Below are 17,144 nucleotides of genomic sequence, written 5' to 3' on the forward strand. Positions count from 1 at the left end.
AGTAAAGATTTTATAGGTAACAAAAATGATTACAGTCGCTCCACAAGTAAACCAAGCTAATATTGGTCAAAAGTTAGACCTAGAAAATTTAACGGATGATCAAAAAGCGCTAGAGATTAAAGACCTCGATCTTTACTACGGTGATAAGCAGGCGCTTAATAAAGTTAATATGAACATTCCTAAAGGCCAAGTAACTGCGTTTATCGGGCCGTCTGGGTGTGGTAAATCAACATTACTGCGTTGTATTAATCGCATGAATGATTTGGTTGATATTTGCCGTATTGAAGGTGAAATATTACTCCATGGTCAAAATATTTACGATAAGAGCGTAGATGTAGCAGCACTTCGTCGTAATGTAGGCATGGTGTTTCAGCGCCCTAATCCATTTCCTAAATCAATTTATGAAAATGTAGTTTATGGCCTGCGCTTACAAGGCATTAAAGAGAAACGTAAATTAGATGAAGTGGTAGAGCAATCACTTCGTGGTGCTGCTTTGTGGGATGAAGTAAAAGATAGATTGCACGATAGCGCGTTTGGCTTATCGGGTGGTCAGCAACAACGTTTAGTTATAGCTCGCTCAATTGCAATTGAGCCAGAGGTACTTTTACTTGATGAACCAACATCAGCACTCGACCCTATTTCTACTTTGGTAATCGAAGAGCTAATAAACGATTTAAAAAACAAATTTACCGTTGTTATTGTTACACACAACATGCAACAAGCAGCGCGTGTATCTGATCAAACAGCCTTTATGTATATGGGCGAATTGATTGAATACTCAGACACAAATACCTTATTTACTACACCAACGAAGAAAAAGACTGAAGATTACATTACCGGTCGTTACGGTTAATTAGCCCGTTATAGCGTGTTGTACAAGATTAAGAGAGAAGGTAACTATGGAACATAATATTAATAAGCATATTTCTGGGCGCTTTAACCAAGAACTAGAAAATGTACGTAACCATGTATTGAGTATGGGTGGCTTAGTTGAGCAGCAATTAAGTAGCGCGCTTGATGCGGTGAGTCGTAACGATGCTGAGCTTGCTCAAAAGGTACGTCAGAACGATTACAAAGTAAATGCAATGGAAGTCAGCATTGATGAAGAATGTACGCGTATCATTGCTCGTCGTCAGCCTGCAGCAAGTGACTTACGTTTAGTGATTGCAATTGCAAAAACTATTGCAGATTTAGAACGTATTGGCGATGAAGCTGAGCGAATTGCTAAAGTTGCACTAGACTCATTTACTAAAGATCAACAAGACTTGTTAGTAAATATTGAGAATATGGGCCGCCAAGTTCTAAAGATGTTACATGATGTACTAGACGCATTTGCACGTATGGATGTGCAGCGCGCATTTCAAGTACATAAAGAAGATGCAAAAGTTGACCGTGAATATGAAGCTATCACACGTCAAATAATGACTTATATGATGGAAGATCCACGCTCAATCCCTAAAATTATGGACTTAGTTTGGTCTGTTCGTTCATTAGAGCGCATAGGTGATCGCTGTCAAAATATTGCGGAATACATTATTTATTTTGTAAATGGCAAAGATATTCGTCATACATCTCAAGAAGATATAGAAAAATCGCTATAATTTTTTACCTATTTTTCTTTTTTATTAAAGCGGCTTAGTGCCGCTTTGTGCATTGCAAGCCTTAGTGAAGTAATAAAAAGCGTTCACAATCTTGGTTAATACTGTAAAATTCATGCTGCAAAGCATATCAATTTGATTAAAGGGTCAGTTATGCCTACAAACGCGTTTTTAGGAGTATTTGCAAAATCTCCTATCAAACCAATGGAAGAACACATCAAGAAGGTTCATCAAGCAAGTAAAGCTTTGATACCTTTTTTTAATCACGTATTTAAAGAAGAGTGGGTACAAGCTGAAGAGCTTCGCATCACTATTCGCAATTTAGAACGTGAAGCTGATGATATGAAAAGAGATATACGCTTACAATTGCCACGTGGTTTATTCATGCCGGTAGAGCGTACAGATCTTCTCGAATTAGTAACTCAACAAGATAAAATTGCCAACAAAGCAAAAGATATTGCAGGACGAGTGATTGGTCGTGAAATGACCATTCCTAAAGTTATGCAAGCTGATTTCTTAGCTTACTTAACCCGTTGTGTAGATGCGACTAAACAAGCATCTAAAGCAATTAACGAATTAGAAGAATTGCTAGAAACGGGTTTTAAAGGTCGAGAAGTCACCTTAGTAGAAAAAATGTTAGTTGAATTGGATGCCATAGAACAAGACACGGACGAAATGCAGATAAAAGTACGCCGCCAGCTACGTGATGTAGAAGGTGAGTTAAATCCAATTGATGTGATGTTTTTGTACAAAATCATTGAATGGGTTGGCGAGCTTGCAGATATTGCAGAGCGCGTAGGATCACGTCTTGAGCTGATGTTAGCTCGTTAATTTAAAATCAGTTCAAACACGAAAGATTAAGGTTTTACAATGGATATCATTGCATCTTACGGCACGGTATTAATTTTAATTGCCGCAGCAGTCGGCTTTTTTATGGCTTATGGTATTGGCGCGAACGACGTAGCGAACGCCATGGGTACATCTGTAGGTTCAAAAGCGCTAACAATCAAACAAGCTATTTTTATAGCGATGATTTTTGAATTTGCAGGCGCCTATTTAGCAGGTGGTGAGGTTACATCAACAATTCGTAAAGGAATTATTGATGCAGCACCATTTGCAGATATTCCGGAATTAATGGTTCTGGGTATGATTTCGTCTTTATTTGCAGCCGGTGCTTGGTTATTAATGGCCTCGTTCTTAGGTTGGCCTGTATCTACAACTCACTCAATCATTGGTGCAATCATTGGTTTTGCGTTAGTTGCAGTAGGTACTGAGGCGATTCAATGGGATAAAGTAGGTGGTATTGTAGGTAGTTGGATTATAACACCTGCCATATCAGGCTTTATTGCATACTTAATATTCATGAGTGCACAAAAACTTATTTTTAATACAGATGCACCACTAAAAAATGCTAAACGTTATGTCCCTCTTTATATGGGCTTAGCAGGTTTTATCATGGCATTGGTTACAATTAAAAAGGGCTTAAAGCACGTTGGTATAGACCTAGGCTCAGCTGAAGGCTATGCACTGTCAGTAGGTGTTGCAATAGTTGTTGCTGTGATTGGTAAAATTGCCATATCTCGCTTAAATATTGATCCAAAAGCAGATAAACAAATGCAGTTCAACAATGTTGAAAAAGTATTTGCTGTTCTTATGGTACTAACAGCATGTTGTATGGCATTTGCACATGGTTCTAATGACGTTGCTAATGCAATTGGTCCACTAGCAGCTGTTGTAAACATTGTTGAAAACAATGGTGAAATTGCTAAAAAAGCAGCTATTGCTTGGTGGATTCTACCTCTAGGTGGTTTTGGTATTGTTGCTGGTCTTGCTATTTTAGGCAAAAAAGTAATCAAAACAATTGGTGAAGGTATTACACATTTAACACCTAGCCGTGGTTTTGCTGCTGAACTAGCTGCTGCTTCTACCGTTGTTATTGCCTCAGGTACTGGTATGCCAATCTCTACTACTCAAACCTTAGTGGGTGCGGTATTAGGTGTAGGTATGGCACGTGGAATTGGCGCGCTTAACATGGGTGTTATCAGAAACATTGTAGTTTCTTGGGTAATTACATTGCCAGTTGGCGCTGCCCTTGCTATTGTTATTTTCTACGTACTAAGAACCGCATTTGGGGTTTAATAAAAAAGTACTCAAAGACTTTTAGCTTGAAAAGATCTCAATGCCCTAGGTGTTGGGGTCTTTTTATTTGTGGAAAGAAAAAATGACTAACCTTCCAAGTATTAAACAACTACAGTATTTATTAGCTGTTCATCAACATCAGCACTTTGGCAGAGCCGCTAGTGCCTGCTTTATAGGACAATCTACTTTAAGTAGCGCTATTCAAAATCTTGAAGAAACACTAGGCTGTCAGCTAATTGAGCGTGAAAATCGCAGCCTGATGTTTACCAGTATTGGTGAAGAAGTTGTTGAGCGTTCTCGTAAAATAATTAACGATACAATTAGTTTAAAAGAGCTTACAAAAAGCTTTTTAACACCACTAAGTGGTAAGCTGACTGTGGGTGTTATACCTACAATTGCAAGCTTTATAGCGGCTCCGCTTTATCATTTTTGTAAAGGAACCTTTTGTGATTTAGAGCTGGTATTAATTGAAGATACGAGTGACAAGCTACTGGATAAACTTGAACATGGGCATATTGATTTAGCGCTACTTGCACTGCCGTACGAAACAGATAAATTTCATACACAAGTATTGGCAAAAGATCAGTTTAGTTTAGTGCACCATAAGGATTACAGCGCTGCAAAGGGCGTAGTCGACTTTAATCTATTACCAGAGGCTAGCGTATTCTTATTAGAGCGCGAGCACTGCATGACGGGCCATGCGCTTAGTGCATGTCACTTAAACCGTGCCAGTTGTATTAACCCATTTGAAGCTGCAAGCTTACATACTCTATTAAGCATGGTTGAGCATCAGCTCGGGGTGACTTTTTTACCACAGATGGCGATTAATGCGGGTATTTTAGATAATAAAAATATGGTGGCTACACCATCACAAAGTGATGCATATAGAGATATTGGTATCTTGTGGCGTAAAACTACGGGCCGAATTCGAGACTTTAGGCTATTTAGTCAACAGCTTGAGGTGTTTTTAAAGCGTCAATGTAGTTTAGATTTTTCTAAAGCAGAATAATAAGTGAACTAAAGCAGCCTACAAAGGCTGCTTTTGATTTTGAAGATGACTTTCAAAAGGCTCAAGTTCAGGTAAAAATAATAAATAAATCCATACCACCAAGTTAAAGTAAGGCACACAGCCTAATACAGTAAAAACCTTAACTGGGTAGCCTTTAATATTCGCGTAGCGGTAACACTGATACGCGATTGCAAAATGTATAATCAGTAATAACATAACTAGTTGTGTCATACCTTCCTCCTTAAAAGCTTAAATAGCTTTGAAACCCACTATAAATATCGGTACTACGCCGCCAAAAGGTAATGTCATGTTTTTAAAGTGAAATGCATAAAAAGGCGCGACATTTTTTATTTGATGCTGAAAGTATAGGCAAGAAAGGTAATATTGGTAGTAATAAAATGATTAAAATTGTTTAATTTTGTTTATTTTGGGCTAGCTTGTTGTTGGTAAAACGTTTTATTTTTAGAAATTTTTTCGAGTTCATCTTTTACTTTATCAACAGGTATTGGACGTGCAATAAAGTAGCCTTGCCCATAATCAACACCAATTTCTTTTAGTGCAAAAAATATCTCTTCGTTTTCAACGTACTCAGCTACAGAGCGCTTATCGAGAGACCGACTAATATCATTTATTGCTTTTACTAACGCTAAATCTATAGGGTCATTGAGCATATCACTCACAAATGAGCCATCAATTTTTACATGCTGTGCTGGTAGCTGTTTTAAATAATTAAATGTACTAAATCCAGTTCCAAAATCATCGATAGAAAAATGACAGCCTAAGCTATTAAGCTTCTCAATCATTTTACGAGTGGCCTTTAGGTTATTAATACTCGCAGATTCAGTTATTTCAAAAATTATCCGCGAAGCAGGCACGTTATACTTTTCAAGGTTTGATTCAATTAATGGCAATAAGCGTTCATCTAAGAACGATTGTGCTGACAAATTAATAGCAACTTGGTTTAACTCTGGGTGCTTAGATACACAAGCAATAGCATTACGTATAACGCATTGATCCATCAAAAATGTGTCGTTAAGCATTTCTAAAGAAGGAATAAACTGGTTTGGGTATACGAGTTCACCTTTGAGTTTTAAGCGTAAAAGCGCTTCAAAATAAGCAACTTTACACTCTTTAAAATCCCAAATAGGTTGGTAATGTAGTTCAATATTATCTTGCTGTAGTGCTTGGCGAATTTCATGGCCCCATTCAAGCCCTGTTTGTAGTGTATTGTTTTGAGCATCTTCTTTTGAATAGCAATGTACTAAGTTACGCCCTAGGTTTTTGGCAATATACAAAGCAATATCGGCTTGTTTTAAACACTCATTAGGGTCATTATTTTGTGTCGTGATTTGAGTTAAACCAATAGAGCAGCTAATAGTGTATATCTGATCTTCTGATTTAAAAGCATGTTTTTCTATCGCACTACACACACCTTCTGCAATAAGGTGTGCATCCAGTAAATTCATATTGGTAAGTATGACTGCAAATTCATCCCCACCAATTCTGCATACCAGGTGATCGTCGCCAATATTTGCTTTAAATAATTGCGCCACTTCTTTTAAAACTATATCGCCCTGATGATGGCCTTTACTGTCGTTTATTATTTTAAAGTGATCGAGGTCAATATAAATAACAGCATGCTCAATGCCATCATAGGTGTATTTATCCTGGCATATTTTATTAAGCTGTTGATCAAAATAATAACGATTATGCAAACCAGTTAATGGGTCATGGTGTGCTAAATGACGTAGTTGAATCTCAGCTTGCTTTCGTTCGTGTATATTGTCGATAGTTGCGGTTATGGTCGCGTTATTACGGCTATTTTTTATTAGCTGCAATCTGCATTCAACCCAAATTAAATTGCCATTTTTGTGGGTTAACTTTACTTCTATTTGTTGCTGTTGCTCGCCACCATGTAAAATATCGTTAATAGTGTAGTCAAGCCTTCCTTTATCTTCGTTATTACAATAAGCGCTTAATGGGTTTTGTAGTGATGATTTAACACCAAAACCGCTTAATGTTTCCCATGCGGGGTTAATAAAACGAATATTACCTTGCTGATCGAGCTCTAAAACAACTGTATTTAAGTGCAATAAAATACGCTGATGAGCTGAAAATAACTCCTTGTAACGCACTTCGCTCACGCTTAATTGTTCTACTTTGTAAGCAAATTCAGCATAACTCACCATAAAATCTTCACGTCGTGCGGCGTGGTCACACACTTTGTTTAAAAATGAAGGATCGTAAGGGGCTCTAATAAAGTCGGTAACACCCGAAAGCAAAAGCTGCTCAGCGTAATCGGCATCGTCACTTTCTATAATTGTAACAATAGCTTGTTTAGAATTGTGCTGGAGGATTTCTTCAACGAGTACACTCGAGCTCTCTGCACTTGATGTAGTGGCATCGAGTAGCACAATTGAAAACTGCTGTTGGTTATAAGCGTTAAGTGCCGCTTTAGCTGAAGTTACGTGAGTGATAGCAAAGTTTAACTTTAACTGTTCACTTATTTTGTCTGCCGTATTTTGAAGTGGCTCTAATAATAATAAGTTTAGCCGGCTACTTTTTTCTAAGTGAGTAGATAAAACATTCGCAAGTACTTGAGGGAGCATATCTTTGTGCTCAAACGGTAGTACAGCATCTATCCCATAGCTTCGGGCTGTTGTTTCGGCAATCCGCTCACAGTAAATTGGCGGAATAAGTAAGATTGGTGTGTTTTTTGGTGTTTTTAATAATCCTGAGCGGATCATCCTAGAAAAGCGCCAGCCATCAATTTTACCAACATTAATGCCCGTTATTATAATATCAACAGGGTGTTGTTTTAAAAGCTTTAAAGCTTGTTGGCTGTCTTGGGCATCAATAAAGGTAAATACATTTAAGCTCTCTAAAGTGCCCTTAATCGCGCGACGTTCAGCACTACTTGCGTTTAATATTAGCAATTTAAGCTGGTTTGGCACGAGTTGAACACCCCTAATATAACTTATAATAATTTAGCCGAATAAGAATAGTGACATTTAACCATAAGAACAAGAGAATTTAGTGGCAAACACGCAAACAGACATTATAAGTTTGGCTGATTTCTTGAGCTTAATATCCGATACATATACACTTGGCGCGATTTTAAATGATGTGGATTACTAATTATGCGCGTGGCTGACTTTAGCTTTGACTTACCTGATGAATTAATAGCTCGTTTTCCTAAAGCGGACAGAACCAGCAGCCGTCTACTCACTTTAGATGGCCCAAGCGGAACTTTAGAACATAAAGTGTTTAGCGATATACTTGATTTAGTAAACGAAGGCGATTTATTGGTCTTTAACAATACACGCGTTATTCCAGCACGTATGTTTGGTCAAAAAGCTTCAGGCGGAAAAGTTGAAGTACTTGTAGAGCGGGTATTAGATGAGCATCGCGTACTTGCGCATGTACGGGCAAGTAAGTCGCTTAAGGTCGGTAACGAAGTTATTTTAGAAGGCAAAGCCAAGGCAATAATGGTTGCACGCCACGATACTTTATTTGAGCTTGAGTTCGATCATAGCCAAAACGTGCTAGATATACTTAATGATATTGGCCATATGCCACTGCCTCCTTATATTGACCGGCCTGATACCGATGCTGACCGTGAGCGTTATCAAACTGTTTATGGAGAAAAACCAGGTGCAGTTGCAGCACCAACTGCAGGTCTACATTTTGACGATAAATTAATGACAGCACTCAAAGATAAAGGCGTAAACATGGCTTTTGTTACGCTACACGTTGGTGCTGGTACTTTTCAGCCGGTACGAGTTGATAGTGTTGATGAGCATGTAATGCACTCAGAGTACATAGAAGTACCTGATGACGTAGTTGCAGCTGTTGCGCAAACTAAAGCAAATGGTGGGCGTGTAATTGCGGTAGGCACAACTTCAGTTCGCTCATTAGAGTCGGCTGCTAAAGTTCACGGCGGCAAGTTAGATACGTATTTTGGTGATACCGATATATTTATTTTTCCGGGTTATCAATTTAATGTTGTTGATGCCATGGTCACAAATTTTCACTTACCAGAATCAACGCTTATAATGTTAGTCAGCGCATTTAGCGGCCAAGACAATATTATGGGCGCTTACAATACTGCAATAGAGCAGCAGTACCGCTTTTTTAGTTATGGCGACGCCATGTTTTTAACACGAAAGTAACAAAATATTGTTTAATACTCAGTAGAATATATTAAAACCCCCAGCTTAGTTGCTGGGGTTTTTGTTTGCGGCAATTGGCAAAACTGAATTTATCGCAGCTAATAGTATTAGTGAGGCAAAAAGGGTAGAATCAGGCGGTTAAATTATAGCTTGTTGGACTGTTTTTCCGACATTGAGGATGATATGAAATTTGAATTAGATTGTACTGACGGAAAAGCGCGCCGCGGCCGCTTAATTTTTGACCGTGGTGTAATAGAAACACCTGCTTTTATGCCTGTTGGTACTTACGGTACTGTAAAAGGTATGACGCCAGATGAAGTTAAAGCCACTGGTGCGCAAATATGTTTAGGTAATACCTTTCATTTAATGCTTCGCCCAGGTACTGAGATCATTAAACAACATGGTGATTTACACGACTTTATGAATTGGGACTTCCCAATTTTAACTGACTCAGGCGGTTTTCAAGTATTTAGCTTAGGCGCAATGCGTAAAATTACTGAAGAAGGCGTTTTATTTCAATCTCCAGTAAATGGTGATGAAATTATGATGTCGCCTGAAAAGTCGATGGAAGTACAGCGTGACTTAGGTTCAGACATCGTTATGATTTTTGACGAGTGTACGCCATACCCAGCGACTGAAAAAGAAGCTAAAGATTCTATGGAGTTATCTCTTCGTTGGGCTAAGCGCTCAAAAGAAGGGCATGGCGATAATCCATCTGCTTTATTTGGTATTATCCAAGGTGGTATGTACCCAGAATTACGTGCACAATCACAAGCTGGCCTTGAAGAAATTGGTTTTGACGGTTATGCATTAGGTGGCCTATCAGTAGGTGAGCCTAAAAACGAAATGATGAATATCCTTGATCATTGTGCGTTTAAAATGCCAGAAGACAAGCCTCGTTACCTTATGGGTGTAGGCAAGCCAGAAGACTTAGTTGAGTCGGTTCGCCGTGGTATTGATATGTTTGACTGTGTTATGCCAACACGTAATGCGCGTAACGGCCATTTATTTATTACCACGGGTGTAGTAAAAATACGTAACGCAGTGCATAAAACAGATACAGGGCCACTTGACCCTGAGTGTGATTGCCATACGTGTAAAAACTATTCACGAGCTTATTTGCATCACCTTGATAAATGTAACGAAATTTTAGGTGCGCGACTAAACACAATTCATAACTTACGTTACTATCAACGTGTTATGGAAGGTTTACGTAATGCAATTAGCGAAGGTAAATTAGAAGAATTTGTACAAGATTTTTATGCTCGCCGAGGCCAAGATGTGCCAGAGTTAGCAGATATAAAAAATTAAACTTTAAAATTAAAGAGGAAGTATCATGAGTTTATTTATTTCAAATGCACACGCAGCAGCTGGTCAACCTGCGGCAGGCGGTGGTTGGGAAATGCTAATAATGTTAGCTATTTTCGGTTTGGTTTTTTACTTTTTAATCTACCGCCCACAAGCTAAGCGCGTTAAAGAGCACAAAAGCTTAATGAGTATGATGGCTAAAGGTGATGAAGTACTTACCCAAGGCGGTTTAGTGGGTAAAATTGTGAAAATTTCTGAAGAGAAAGATTTCATCGTTATCTCTTTAAACGAGCAAGCAGAAGTTACAGTACAAAAATCTGCAGTATCTGCAGTATTGCCAAAAGGCACAATGAAGTCGCTATAAAAATAATAAGGACGACCCCGTGTTAAACAAGTTTCCAGTTTGGAAGTATTTACTTGTTTTAGCTGTGGTAGCCATTGGCCTTTTATATGCCTCTCCAAACTTGTATGGTCGCGATCCGGCCATACAAGTTTCAGGTGCTAAAGGCGCTGATGTCGATCTCAGTGTTGTAGACAAAGTAAACGCAATCCTTAAAACAAATAATGTAACCGCTAAATCGACAATACTTGAAGATGGACAAATTTTAGTTCGTTTAAAAAATGTTGAAGAGCAACTTAAAGCGCATGACTTACTACGTGATTCGCTGAGCGATGATTACATTTCTGCTATTAATATGGCACCTGCTCAACCAGCTTGGTTAAAAGCGGTCGGTGGTAACCCTATGAAGCTAGGTCTTGATTTAAGTGGTGGCGTACATTTCACCATGGAAATCGACATGGCAACAGCGGTTGATAACCAGCTTGAGCAAATGGAACAAGATTTTCGCAGTGACCTGCGCGAAGAAAAACTACGTTATCGTAGTGTTCGCCGCGTAGCAGGCTCCGATCGTATGCGTGTAGAAATGCGTACCGAAGAAGACAAAAATGCTGCAGAGAGTTTCTTAGAAACTCGCTACCCGCTAAATGTCTACATTGATGACAGCAGTAACGATAAAGCATTTTTTGCGACAATGAGTGAGCAAAAACTCAAAGAGATTCGTGACTACGCTATCAAGCAAAATGAAACGATTATTCGTAACCGTATCAACCAAATTGGTGTTGCAGAGCCTAACGTACAACGCCAAGGCGCTGAGCGTATTATTGTTCAACTACCAGGCATTCAAGATACTGCACGTGCTAAAGAAATTTTAGGCGCGACAGCAACACTTGAATTTCGTGAAGTAGACGAAAACGCAGATATTAGCGCTGCTGCCCAAGGTCGTATCCCAGCGGGTACTGAAATGATCATGAGCCGCGACGGTTACCCTGTTGTACTTAAAAAGCGTATTATTTTAGAGGGCAGCCATATTACGGGCGCGCAATCTGGCGCTGATGAATACCAACGTCCGCAAGTAAGTATTACGTTAGATAGCAAAGGTGGGGCAAAAATGAATGCCTTTACCAAGCGTGCTATTGGTAAGCGTATGGCAACGGTATTTATTGAGTACAAGCCATCAGGTAAAAAAGATGCAGACGGTAAAGCGCTTCCGCCTATTAAGGTTGAAGAAGTTATTAACGTAGCAACGATTCAAGCCCGTCTTGATCGCTCGTTCCGTATTACCGGCATTGATAACCCAGCAGAAGCACATAACTTAAGCTTACTACTTCGTGCTGGTGCACTTGTAGCGCCAATTCAAATTGTTGAAGAGCGCACAGTAGGTCCAAGCTTAGGACAAGAAAATATTGAAGCGGGTATGACTGCGGTTGCACTTGGCTTTGCGTTTGTACTTGTGTTTATGCTTGTGTACTACAAAGGTTTTGGTATGGTTGCAAACCTTGCGCTTGCGGCTAACTTAGTACTAATTGTAGGTGTTATGTCTTTAATTCCGGGCGCTACACTTACGCTACCAGGTATTGCCGGTATTGTATTAACGGTAGGTATGGCGGTTGATGCTAACGTACTTATTTTTGAACGTATTCGTGAAGAGCTGGCCGATGGCCGTAGCCCTCAACAAGCGATTCATTTTGGTTACGATAGCGCATTTAGCACTATATTTGATGCCAACATCACGACACTAATTGCTGCCATTATACTGTTTGCAGTGGGCACTGGTCCGATTGCGGGCTTTGCAGTGACACTTGCGATTGGTATTTTAACTTCAATGTTTACAGCCATCGTTGGTACCCGTGCGGTAATCAACTTATTTGTTGGTGGTAAACGCATTGATAAACTTTCGATTTAAGGAGCAGACATGCAAATTTTAAGTTTGGGTAGTAGAACCCTTCGTTTCATGTCTCTTCGAAAAGTGGCTATGGGTTTCTCGACGCTACTAATTTTAGCGTCGTTTGCATCAATTTTTATCAAAGGCCTAAACTTTGGTTTAGATTTTACCGGCGGTACTGCGGTAGAAGTGGGTTTTTCACAACCGGCTGACCTTAAAAAAGTACGTGATGCACTAGCTGATAATGGTTTTGCTGATGCATCAGTGCAGCTATTTGGTTCAAGCCAAGAAATTTTAGTTCGCTTAGCACCACGCGGTAGCGATGTAAAAGCTGAAGTAATTGGTAACCAAGTAATCGATGCACTTAAAAAAGCAGACGACAGCGTAGTAATGCGCCGTATTGAATTTGTAGGCCCAAGTGTAGGTGAAGACTTAAAAGAGCAGGGTGGCCTTGCCATGTTAACTGCGCTTATTTGTATCTTAATCTACGTTGCGTTTCGTTTTGAATGGCGCTTTGCAGTAGGTGCGGTAGGTGCACTACTACACGATGTTATCATTACTGTGGGTTTATTTTCGGTATTAGGTTTAGAGTTTGATTTAACTATATTAGCGGCAATTCTTGCGGTAATTGGTTATTCACTCAATGATACGATTGTTGTATCAGACCGTATACGTGAAAACTTCCGTAAGGTACGCATTGACGATACGATAGAAATTATTGATATTTCACTTACGCAAACACTTAACCGTACACTTGTAACATCAATCACGACTATTTTAGTATTGATTGCCTTGTTTGCATGGGGCGGACAAACCATTCATGGTTTTGCAACTGCATTACTGTTTGGTGTGTTTATTGGTACTTATTCTTCGATTTATGTTGCAAGCTCTGTTGCTATAGCAATGGGCGTAAGCAAAGAAGATTTAATACCAGAAGTAATAGAAAAAGAAGGCGCAGACCAAGACGCTATGCCGTAACTAGGTTTGTACTTAATAAAAACCGCTCTTATGAGCGGTTTTTTTATGAGCGCATTTTTTTTGCGCAATAAAAATGTCATACACACTTGGTACTTTATTGCTCCAATCAAAATAGTTGTAAGGCAAATACGTGACGATTCAGCGCAAAGTATTAGAGTACATTTTAAAAAGCGGTGAAATAACAACGCTGTTTCAGCCTATTTTTGATATTAGTAATCAAGTTATTTTAGGTTACGAAGCACTTAGTCGAGGACCTAAAAATAGCCCGTTAGAAATGCCTAATACGTTATTTAAAGTTGCCCATGAGGAATGTTTAATTTCGGAGCTTGAATTACTATGTCGCTCTAAAGCGATTGAAAACTTTGTAAGGCTTAACCTACAAGGTAAATTATTTTTAAATGTAAGCCCTAAAACACTACTAGACCCTTGCCACCCTAAAGGGGAAACATTGCACCTAATAGAGCAATTTGGCTTAGCTGCTAACCGTGTAGTTATAGAGGTTACTGAGCAAGAAAAAGTAGATGATGGCTTCTTGTTATTAAAAACGATAGCCCATTATCGAGAGCTCGGTTTTACTATAGCAATAGATGATTTAGGCGCTGGGTATTCAGGGTTAAAGCAATGGTCTGAACTATGCCCTGATTTTGTAAAAATTGACCGCTATTTTATTGATCATTGTGATGAAAGCGAAGTTAAAAAAGAGTTTTTGAAATCTATTACTATTTTGGCCAGAGCTACTAATACTCAGGTTATTGCCGAAGGCATCGAACGTCCAGAAGAGCTTACATTTGTAGAAAACTTAGGCATTAGTAATGTACAAGGGTTTTTACTCGAAAAGCCAAGCATAAAGCCAAGTGAAGATTTCAGCTCAGAGCAACTAAAAGCTCTTTCATTTACGCAATCAAACACATTGTTTGATCAATCTATGGCAATAGGTCGCTTATCGGTTACGCAACCTGCAATAAGCAGCGACACTCGCTGTAAAGATGCGCATAAGCTCTTTGAGCAAGATAAATCACTCATAAGCATTGCAGTGTTAAATACTGAAAACCAGCCAGTAGGGTTACTTCACAGAGATCAATTAACAGAAGTTTTTGCAGCGCCCTATGGGCATGCTCTTTACGATAAACGCCCCGTTACTGCACTGATGGATAAGCAGCCCTTAGTCGTTGACGAAAACCAATTACTCGATACCGTAAGTAAACAAATAACTGAGCAAGACTTTGATATACGCCGCCATATAGTGATAACCAGAGAAAACGCTTATTTAGGTTTAGCGCCGCTTCGCGATATTTTAAAACACATAACCGAAGAAAAAATACGCCATGCACAACACGCTAATCCACTGACTATGCTCCCTGGTAATGTGGCAATTAATGAAGCTATAGAGCAGCGATTAAAAGGTAGTAATCCGTTTTCACTCGCGTATATAGACTTAAATCATTTTAAGCAATTTAATGACTTATACGGCTACGCTAGCGGCGACAGTGTAATTAAACTATTAGCTGATGTAACAGTGCAAGCGTGTAAAAATAGTGCTAACTTTGTAGGACATATAGGTGGCGATGACTTTATGGTGGTGTTTGATCAGCACAACGCGGTTGATATATGTAATACCATTATTGAGCAATTTCAACTCCAGTCTCGTATATTTTTTACACCTGAGCACATAAAGAGCGAAGGGTATTGGGCCACAAATCGTGAAGGAGAAAAGCAATTTGTGCCGCTACTAACGTTATCGATTGGCTTAGTTGAGCCTGATTTACAACAATGTAAAAACAGTCACCAAGTTGCAGCACTCGCAACTGATGCTAAAAAAGAAGCCAAACGTTATCGCCATAGTTATTTGTTTATTTGCAAACGTAAAGGGCCTGCGCCCGCAGTGGTGCGCCTAGCAAGCAATAAGCAGGTAATTTAAATAAAAATAGGTAATTATTATGTTGCCAATAAAAATCTCGACCAGTGTACTTGGTCTGCTTGCAAGTTTTGCACTTATGGCGCAAGAGCAAATAATTAATGTAGCCCAAAAGCAAGATACTCAAAACGCACGAGAAGAGTACTTAAGTGAGCTACTGGTACGTGCACTTGAGAGTGTTAACTATCCTGGGGTTATTAGGATGACTCCCATATCAGATCAGCAAAAACGTAAGCTCATAAACCTAAATGATAACGAACTAGATATGTATTGGAGTATGAGTAGTCCAGAGCGAGAGGCACTTGCTTTAGCTATTAAAATACCACTATTTAAAGGTTATATAGGAAAGCGGGCTTTACTCACTAATAAACAAAACGTAGCACGCTTTAAAGACGTAAAAACCCTAGAGCAGCTAGGAGAGTTTTCAGCAGTGCAGGGTCACAACTGGCCAGATACAAGAATAATGTCCTATAACGGCTTACGTGTAAGGCCGCTTACCAATTACCAAGCCATGTTCACTTTAACGAGCCGTGGGCGAATAGATTACTTTCCTCGCTCGTTTATTGAGGTTAATTCTGAGCTTATTGAAAACAAACAAAGTAACTTAGTCGTTGTGCCTGATTTATATATAAGCTACCCAACGGGTATTTATTATTTTGTGACTAAGAGTAAACCCGAATTGGCAAAGGCAGTAGAGGAGGGCTTAATATTAATGCAGACAAACGGCGAGTTTGATGCATTATTTAATGAATACTTCGCAAAGGATTTAAATACACTACCTTATACAAAAGGTAAAACAATAGAAATTAAGCTCGATAACCCTTATTTTTAGGCACAAAAAAAGGAGCCTAGGCTCCTTTTTAGTATGCTATTAATAGCATTTAATTAGCGAAGTAACGACTCAGTTAATACTGGACGAATTTCGCGGATAATTGCTTGAGTCAGTTTTGGTGAACCACAGATAATATTGCCGCTGTGGTTATAGTTATTACCACCGGCGAAATCTACAACCATACCGCCCGCTTCTTTAACCATTAGTTCGCCCGCAGCAGAGTTCCAAGGTTTTAAACCAATTTCAAAAAATCCATCAACACGGCCAGCTGCAACGTATGCCATATCTAAAGCAGAACAACCTGCACGGCGAATATCAGCAGTGTGTACAAACAATGCTTTAAACGCTTCAGTGTATGCATCCATGTGGTTTTTGTTTTTGAAAGGGAAACCAGTAGCAAGTACAGTGCCTGCAAGAACCGTAGTTTTGCTAACGCGTAGACGTTTACTGTTTAACTGAGTGCCTTGACCGCGAGATGCAGTGAAAAGCTCACCACGAATTGGATCATAAATAACAGCTTGGTCTAAACGACCTTTGACTTTAAGTGCGATAGAAACCGCGTAATGAGGGATACCTTTGATGAAGTTAGTTGTTCCATCGATAGGATCTACAATCCATTGGTAATCATCATCCTTGCCTTTATGCTCACCTAGTTCTTCACCAACAATTGAGTGAGTAGGGTAAGACTGTAAAATAGTGTCACGAATTACGGCTTCGGCTTCTTTATCAATGTTAGTTACTAAGTCGTTAGCGCCTTTTTGTTGCACTTCAACTTTTGATAAATCTTCACTTGCGCGAAGTAAAATTTTGCCTGCGTTGCGCGCAGCGCGAACCGCAATGTTTAACATTGGATGCATGGTATTACCTTTGGGTTGTAAAAGAACGTTTATATATTTCAGCCGGCGTATTTTAGCGACTTTTGCCATAAAGTAAACAATAAACCCCAAATACTTGTGTTTGTTTTTTATACA

The 17,144-nt window shown here is 39.2% G+C and carries 15 protein-coding genes; 12 read left to right on the forward strand and 3 right to left on the reverse strand.

What is annotated here, in order from left to right; all coding sequences use genetic code 11:
* The first annotated feature begins 25 nt into the window (after positions 1 to 25).
* The 5 genes from pstB (at position 26) to H5092_RS03130 (ending at position 4,746) form a co-directional block, all read left to right on the forward strand.
* A complete protein-coding gene (pstB, locus tag H5092_RS03110; RefSeq protein ID WP_002957840.1) occupies positions 26 to 853 on the forward strand; it encodes a phosphate ABC transporter ATP-binding protein PstB in 828 nt (275 codons plus the stop codon).
* Positions 854 to 899: 46 nt separating this feature from the next.
* On the forward strand, positions 900 to 1,601 hold the full coding sequence (gene phoU, locus H5092_RS03115) for a phosphate signaling complex protein PhoU (protein ID WP_182732889.1): 702 nt from the start codon (positions 900 to 902) through the stop codon (positions 1,599 to 1,601).
* Between the two features lie 150 nt (positions 1,602 to 1,751).
* Positions 1,752 to 2,429, forward strand: a complete 678-nt coding sequence (locus tag H5092_RS03120; RefSeq protein ID WP_002957838.1) for a TIGR00153 family protein — start codon at positions 1,752 to 1,754, stop codon at positions 2,427 to 2,429.
* Positions 2,430 to 2,468: 39 nt separating this feature from the next.
* The gene (locus H5092_RS03125; protein ID WP_024597536.1) at positions 2,469 to 3,737 is read left to right on the forward strand and encodes an inorganic phosphate transporter; all 1,269 of its coding nucleotides are present in this window, start codon (positions 2,469 to 2,471) and stop codon (positions 3,735 to 3,737) included.
* 82 nt (positions 3,738 to 3,819) lie between these two features.
* Positions 3,820 to 4,746 carry a hydrogen peroxide-inducible genes activator gene (locus H5092_RS03130; protein ID WP_182732890.1) on the forward strand — a complete coding sequence of 309 codons (927 nt, stop codon included), beginning with the start codon at positions 3,820 to 3,822 and terminating at the stop codon, positions 4,744 to 4,746.
* A gap of 18 nt (positions 4,747 to 4,764) precedes the next feature.
* Here the strand turns inward: H5092_RS03130 and H5092_RS03135 are convergent, their stop codons facing one another.
* Both H5092_RS03135 and H5092_RS03140 read right to left on the reverse strand, forming a co-directional pair.
* The gene (locus H5092_RS03135; RefSeq protein WP_002957835.1) at positions 4,765 to 4,977 is read right to left on the reverse strand and encodes a hypothetical protein; all 213 of its coding nucleotides are present in this window, start codon (positions 4,975 to 4,977) and stop codon (positions 4,765 to 4,767) included.
* 191 nt (positions 4,978 to 5,168) lie between these two features.
* Positions 5,169 to 7,700 (reverse strand): GGDEF domain-containing protein, encoded by a 2,532-nt coding sequence (locus tag H5092_RS03140; protein ID WP_182732891.1) that lies wholly within the window; start codon positions 7,698 to 7,700, stop codon positions 5,169 to 5,171.
* 186 nt (positions 7,701 to 7,886) lie between these two features.
* Between H5092_RS03140 and queA the strand changes: the two genes are divergently transcribed.
* From queA to H5092_RS03175, 7 genes are all read left to right on the forward strand, one after another.
* Positions 7,887 to 8,918, forward strand: a complete 1,032-nt coding sequence (gene queA, locus H5092_RS03145; RefSeq protein ID WP_002957832.1) for a tRNA preQ1(34) S-adenosylmethionine ribosyltransferase-isomerase QueA — start codon at positions 7,887 to 7,889, stop codon at positions 8,916 to 8,918.
* Between the two features lie 183 nt (positions 8,919 to 9,101).
* Positions 9,102 to 10,229: a tRNA guanosine(34) transglycosylase Tgt gene (tgt, locus tag H5092_RS03150; protein WP_002957831.1), complete on the forward strand. Its 1,128-nt coding sequence runs from the start codon at positions 9,102 to 9,104 to the stop codon at positions 10,227 to 10,229.
* A gap of 25 nt (positions 10,230 to 10,254) precedes the next feature.
* The gene (gene yajC, locus H5092_RS03155; RefSeq protein WP_002957830.1) at positions 10,255 to 10,590 is read left to right on the forward strand and encodes a preprotein translocase subunit YajC; all 336 of its coding nucleotides are present in this window, start codon (positions 10,255 to 10,257) and stop codon (positions 10,588 to 10,590) included.
* Between the two features lie 19 nt (positions 10,591 to 10,609).
* The gene (gene secD / locus H5092_RS03160; protein ID WP_002957829.1) at positions 10,610 to 12,469 is read left to right on the forward strand and encodes a protein translocase subunit SecD; all 1,860 of its coding nucleotides are present in this window, start codon (positions 10,610 to 10,612) and stop codon (positions 12,467 to 12,469) included.
* A gap of 9 nt (positions 12,470 to 12,478) precedes the next feature.
* On the forward strand, positions 12,479 to 13,426 hold the full coding sequence (gene secF / locus H5092_RS03165) for a protein translocase subunit SecF (RefSeq protein ID WP_002957828.1): 948 nt from the start codon (positions 12,479 to 12,481) through the stop codon (positions 13,424 to 13,426).
* Between the two features lie 130 nt (positions 13,427 to 13,556).
* The gene (locus H5092_RS03170; protein ID WP_182715871.1) at positions 13,557 to 15,344 is read left to right on the forward strand and encodes a GGDEF domain-containing protein; all 1,788 of its coding nucleotides are present in this window, start codon (positions 13,557 to 13,559) and stop codon (positions 15,342 to 15,344) included.
* 19 nt (positions 15,345 to 15,363) lie between these two features.
* The gene (locus H5092_RS03175; protein ID WP_182695500.1) at positions 15,364 to 16,173 is read left to right on the forward strand and encodes an ABC transporter substrate-binding protein; all 810 of its coding nucleotides are present in this window, start codon (positions 15,364 to 15,366) and stop codon (positions 16,171 to 16,173) included.
* Positions 16,174 to 16,226: 53 nt separating this feature from the next.
* Here the strand turns inward: H5092_RS03175 and suhB are convergent, their stop codons facing one another.
* Positions 16,227 to 17,030 carry an inositol-1-monophosphatase gene (suhB, locus tag H5092_RS03180; RefSeq protein ID WP_002957826.1) on the reverse strand — a complete coding sequence of 268 codons (804 nt, stop codon included), beginning with the start codon at positions 17,028 to 17,030 and terminating at the stop codon, positions 16,227 to 16,229.
* Positions 17,031 to 17,144 lie beyond the last annotated feature (114 nt).

Source organism: Pseudoalteromonas sp. SR41-7 (assembly GCF_014163935.1).
Lineage (GTDB): Bacteria > Pseudomonadota > Gammaproteobacteria > Enterobacterales > Alteromonadaceae > Pseudoalteromonas > Pseudoalteromonas distincta.